Origin of the sequence: Corallococcus sp. CA047B (assembly GCF_003612065.1) — a bacterium.
GTDB classification, from domain to species: Bacteria; Myxococcota; Myxococcia; order Myxococcales; family Myxococcaceae; genus Corallococcus; species Corallococcus praedator.
In genome coordinates this window covers 1-4,913 of sequence record NZ_RAWD01000494.1, presented here as the reverse complement: position 1 = coordinate 4,913, position 4,913 = coordinate 1, and the positions used below count along the sequence as shown (strand labels likewise).

Genomic DNA, 4,913 nt, shown 5'->3' with positions numbered 1-4,913 from the left:
GCCCCCCGGGGGTAGGGGCCGGGGGAAGGTGAACGTCAGGCCTGCCCGTCCGTCCTCCCCTGGAAGAAAACCGGGCCCGTCACCCCCACGTGGCGTGGAGGGGACAGGCCCGGAAGGAAGCAGGCGCGGCGGGGGGCTGACTACTGCGCGGTCCAGGCCAGCGTGCCGCTGCACGCGGTGGCACCGAAGCAGCCGATGCGAATCTGATACGTGCCGCCCGCGCCCGCGGGCACGGTGTAGGCCGCGTGGGACAGCGAACCGCACGCGTCGTCGTTGAACGTCACCTGCTGGCCGGCGGCGTTGTACAGGCGCACCACCGTGTCGCCCGTGCCGGACGCGCCCGTCACGCCGCAGCTGCCGAAGGACAGCGACTGGCCGGCGGTGAGCGTCACGTCCGCGTTCGCCGTGTTCTGCTGGGCGTTGGCGGTGTTGCTGACGTCGAAGGCCCTGGAGCCGTTCGCGGGGGAGGTGGTGCCGCCGGACGTCACTTCCCAGGACACGGTGCCGCCGCAGGCGCCGTTCTGGTAGCAGCCGGCGCGAACTTCATAGGTGCCCGCGACGGTGGCGGTGTAGGTGATCTTCGAACCCGTGCCGCCGCACGCGTCGTCGTTGGAGGCGACCTCCGCGCCGGACGGGCCGCGCAGGCGCAGGTACGAGTCGCCGGTGACGGCCGCGTTCGCGACGCCGCAGGTGCCCACGGTGAGCTTCTGGCCGGCGGCGAGCGTCACCGTGCCGTTGACGGTGTTGCGCGTGGCGCTGGCGGTGCTGGACGCGGTGAAGTCGTACTTCGTGGCCGGGGGCGGCGTGCTGTTGCACAGCCGCACGTTGGTCGTGCGCGCGCACAGGTCGCTGATGGCCTGGTTCACGTAGACGATGCCCTCACCGGCGCAGGCCGTCTCCTTGCACGTGTTGACGATGTTGCAGCTTCCGCGCGCCACGTAGTCGTTGTCGCCGAAGACCAGGATGCCGGTCACGGTGTTGTTGACCGTCTCGTACACGCCGGAGCCGGAGTTGCCCGCGAAGGTGTCCGTGGTGGCGATGAAGTAGTCCACGAAGCCGGCGTTGTTCGTGCGCACGGAGCCGCCCGAGTCAATCTTGAACGGGATGCCGCTGCCGCTGCCGATGACGGCCACATTGGCGCCCACCGCCAGGGCCGAGTTGCCGGGACGCACCGGCGCGGGGGTGAAGCGCGGCGCCGCGGAGCGGTCCAGCTTCACGATGGCGAAGTCCACGTAGCGGTCACCCGACTCCTCCAACTGGCGCACCACGATGCTCTTGCAGGAGAAGACGTCCGCGCTGGTGATGGTCTCCATCACGCCGTCGGCGGTGCGGTAGAACTTGAAGACGAAGCGCGTGTCGTCGCACTCGGCCTGGTCCGTGATGCAGTGGCCCGCGGTGAGCACCAGGTCATCGTCGATGAGCGTGCCCGAGCAGAAGGCCGGCGCCGGATCATTCCGGAAGCGCTGGTCGGTGCAGAGGTTCTCGTACTCGTTGAGCGTCGTACCGTCGAGCAACACGTTGTTCGGGTTGCTCGCGTCGATGGACTCCGGGAACAGCAGCGCCACCGTGGACTGCCGGGCCCGGTCCTTCAGCGCCGCGCTGGGGTGGTCGTAGACGTCCTTGCGATCATCGTTGCCGTAGACGACCGGAGCGCTCGACTCGGACAGGGGCGTCTGTTCCGGAGCGCCGGACTCGGCGGCCGGTCCGCAGGCCAGGGCGGTGAGGGTACAGATGAGGGTGCCGAGCAGCTTCGCTCGGAAGGCGGGGACGGACTGGGACATGCGGGGCGGCTCCTGACGGTACGGCGACAGACACAGCAAAGGAATGGGGCGTCACTGTAATACGAAGACCGACCCGTGCGGTCGCATGGCGTCCGCACGGCGGGGGAGGTCGGGTGCGCCTAGTCGGCGTCGGGCGCTTCGAGCCAGGCCAGCGCCTCGGCGCGCGTCTCGAAGGTCTTCGCGGGGATGGTGAGGCCGGCGTTCTTGGTCATGCGCCAGGCCTGGAGGCCGCTGCCGGGGTCCACCACCACGCGCGCGGAGCGAACCATGCCGCGCTGCTGGGCGTACGCGTTCAGGCGCGCCATCTCCCCCACCACCGTGGAGGGCATCACCCGCAGCTTGGACTGGTCCACCAGGGCGGACCACTCCTTCCCGCCGCGCGCGGTGATGTCCTTCTTCAGTTGCTCGACGTAGTCGGCCACGTCCTTCGGCGTCACTTCCGAAGGGTAGATGACCTCGATGATGTCGTGGGGCAGGTGGGCGATTTCAATCTTCATGCGCGGTACGGCTCTCCAGGCGGGGCGCGCCATCCTAGCCGCAGTGCCTGTCGTCGGATACCGGACGCCCGCATTCCCTTGGCCGGGCGGGCACGGAATGTCAGACCTTGCTGGTAGATCCGTCTCTGCCAGCTCGACCGGACCCGGTGCGTCACGACGCGCGCCGACGCAAGGGAGCAGCCGGCAAGGGGGAAGGCCATGCGAACGAAGCTGTATGTCCTGGGCGCGGTGCTGGGCGCCGCGCCCGGCGTGCCGTCCGCGCTGAACGCGCTGGGGGGCACCCCATCACTGGAAACCCGCCCCGGGGCGCGGGGCGCGGGCGGAGACCGGGCGGTGGTGTCCGGCAACCACGCGGTGGTGGCGCCGCTGCCCGTGGAGCAGGCCAGCGCCGACGGGGGCGCCAGCCGGGATGCGGGCACCGGCGGGTCCGGGAACGCGCGGCCCGACGCGCCGGACGCGGGCCTCCGCACCCGCTCCCTGGAGGCGCCGGTCCACCCGTGTGAGCTCATCACCATCGTGCAGGTGCCATGCGACGCGACGCGGGCCACCTGCGAGTACACGTACTGGGAGTGCCCGGAGCAGTCCCACCCGTTGAGGGTGTGAGACGGGCGGCCCGGGGCTCCCTGCTCCCTGCCCGGCCTGTCACCCGGTGACAGGCCGGGGCGGGGGGGAATGCATGTGGGAGCGGACGGGTTGTCCGCGACAGATGAAGGCCAGGGTGCGAGCCGGAGGGGGGATGAGCCCTCACCCGCACGGGCCATCCAGAGGCCATGGAACATGAGTCCTCCGGACCTGCCGCCCGACCCCATGGCCAACCTCAAGGAAGACAGGCTGGAGAAGCTCTTTCCCGGACCCAGCCAGATGGCCGGGCGGATGCGAGCGAAGGACTGGTCGCGGACGCTGCTCGGCCCGGTCGAGCAATGGCCGCAGTCGCTGCGCACGGCCGTGAGCGTGATGCTCGCCGCGCCGGAGCCCGCGCTCATCTACTGGGGCCGCGAGCTCGTGGTGCTCTACAACGACAGCGCGCGGTTCATGCTTGGCACCAAGCACCCGGAGGGGCTCGGGGTGAGCTTCAAGGTGGTGTTCCAGGAGAGCTGGACCATCCTGGGGCCGCTGCTGGAGCGGGTGCTGGACACCGGCGAGGCCGTCCACCACGAGAACCTCCTCGTTCCGCTGGAGCGGTTCGGGTTCATGGAGGACTGCTACTTCACGTTCGCCTTCATCCCCACGCGCGGCGATGACGCCGAGGTGGGCGGCATCTTCATCATCGTGACGGACACGACGGCCCAGGTGCTGGGCGCGCGTCGCCTGTCGCTCGTGCGCGAGCTGTCCCTGCGCACGGCGCTCCGCGAGACCGTGGAGGGCGTCTTCCGCACGGCCGAGGACGTGCTCGGCAAGTCCACCGCGGATGTCCCCTTCTGCCTCTTGTACGAGCTTCGCGCGGAGCGCGCGCGGCTCGTGGCCCACGCGGGGCTCGCGCAGGCCCCCGAGGAGGGGGGCGACCTGGCGGAGGGCCGGGTGTGGCCGCTCGCGGAGGTGGCGAGCTCCCGCCACGAGCAGCTCATCGAACAGCTGCCGGAGCGCTTCGCGACCCTGCTGGGCGAGGGCGCCGGAGGCCAGCTCCCGACGCGCGCGCTGGCGCTGTCGCTCTCCGACGCGGCGGAGCAGGAGTCCCGCCTCGTGCTCGTCGTGGGCCTGAACCCCCGCATCGCGCTGGGAGACGACACCCGCAGCTTCCTGCGGCTGCTCGCGCGGCAGCTCGCCACGAGCATCGAGAGCACCCGCGCCCTGGAGGAGAAGACCCGGCGCGCCGCCCAGCTCGCGGAGCTGGACCGCCAGAAGACCCGGTTCTTCGCCAACGTGAGCCATGAGCTGCGCACGCCGCTGACGCTGATGCTCGGGCCGCTGGAGGATGCCCTCACGGACCTCCGCGAACCCCTGGCGGGCTCCCAGCACCAGCGGGTGGCGCTGGTGCAGCGGGGCGCCGTGCGGCTGCTCAAGCTCGTCAACCAACTGCTGGAGTTCACCCGGCTGGAGACGGGCCGCGCGGGTGCGCGCTTCCAGCCGGTGGACCTGGCGCGGCTCACCCAGGAACTCGCGGGGCACTTCGAATCCGCCGCGCACCGGGCGGGGCTCACGCTGTCGGTGGACTGCGCCTCCCTGGGCGAACCGTTCTGGGTGGACCCCGAGGCGTGGGAGCGCATCGTCTTCAACCTGCTGTCCAACGCCTTCAAGTTCACGCTGGAGGGCGGCCTCACGGTGCGCCTGCGGCGGGAGGGGGACGCCGGGGTGCTCTCCGTGCGGGACACCGGCACGGGCATCCCCCTGGAGGCGCAGCCGCGCCTGTTCCAGCGCTTCTTCCGGGTGGAGGGCGCGCAGGGCCGCAGCTTCGAGGGCAGCGGCATCGGACTGTCGCTGGTCCAGGAGCTGACGAAGCTGCACGGCGGAGAGGTGGGGGTGTGGAGCCGCCCCGGCGAGGGCAGCGAGTTCACGGTGCGCATCCCGCGAGGCCACCACCACCTGCCCTCCGAGCGGCTCGCGAGCGAAAGCTCCACCGTCGCGCGCGATGCCTTCCAGCGCGACAGCTTCGTGCAGGAGGTGGAGGGCTGGATTCCAGAAGTGCCCGGGCCCCTCC

At 71.0% G+C, this 4,913-nt stretch carries 4 protein-coding genes; 2 read left to right on the top strand and 2 right to left on the bottom strand.

From position 1 onward, the window contains the following. Positions 1-140: 140 nt before the first annotated feature. Entirely contained in the window at positions 141-1,781 is a 1,641-nt protein-coding gene (locus D7X74_RS39715; protein WP_120538138.1) for a serine protease, read from the bottom strand. Positions 1,782-1,900: 119 nt separating this feature from the next. Further along, on the bottom strand, positions 1,901-2,278 hold the full coding sequence (locus D7X74_RS39710; RefSeq protein WP_120538137.1) for an STAS/SEC14 domain-containing protein: 378 nt from the start codon (positions 2,276-2,278) through the stop codon (positions 1,901-1,903). A gap of 198 nt (positions 2,279-2,476) precedes the next feature. Between D7X74_RS39710 and D7X74_RS39705 the strand changes: the two genes are divergently transcribed. Both D7X74_RS39705 and D7X74_RS39700 read left to right on the top strand, forming a co-directional pair. Next, positions 2,477-2,881, top strand: coding sequence for a hypothetical protein (locus D7X74_RS39705; protein ID WP_120538136.1), 405 nt, complete (start codon positions 2,477-2,479; stop codon positions 2,879-2,881). A 174-nt stretch (positions 2,882-3,055) separates the two neighbouring features. Next, a partial coding sequence (locus tag D7X74_RS39700; protein WP_158622362.1) for a PAS domain-containing sensor histidine kinase occupies positions 3,056-4,913 on the top strand: 1,858 nt, incomplete at its 3' end.

What these genes read in the sequence shown, in the direction of transcription:
- D7X74_RS39705 (WP_120538136.1), top strand. Translation starts at nt 2,477, where the DNA reads ATGCGAACGAAGCTGTATGTCCTGGGCGCGGTGCTGGGCGCCGCGCCC.
- D7X74_RS39715 (WP_120538138.1), bottom strand. Translation starts at nt 1,781, where the DNA reads ATGTCCCAGTCCGTCCCCGCCTTCCGAGCGAAGCTGCTCGGCACCCTC.
- D7X74_RS39710 (WP_120538137.1), bottom strand. Translation starts at nt 2,278, where the DNA reads ATGAAGATTGAAATCGCCCACCTGCCCCACGACATCATCGAGGTCATC.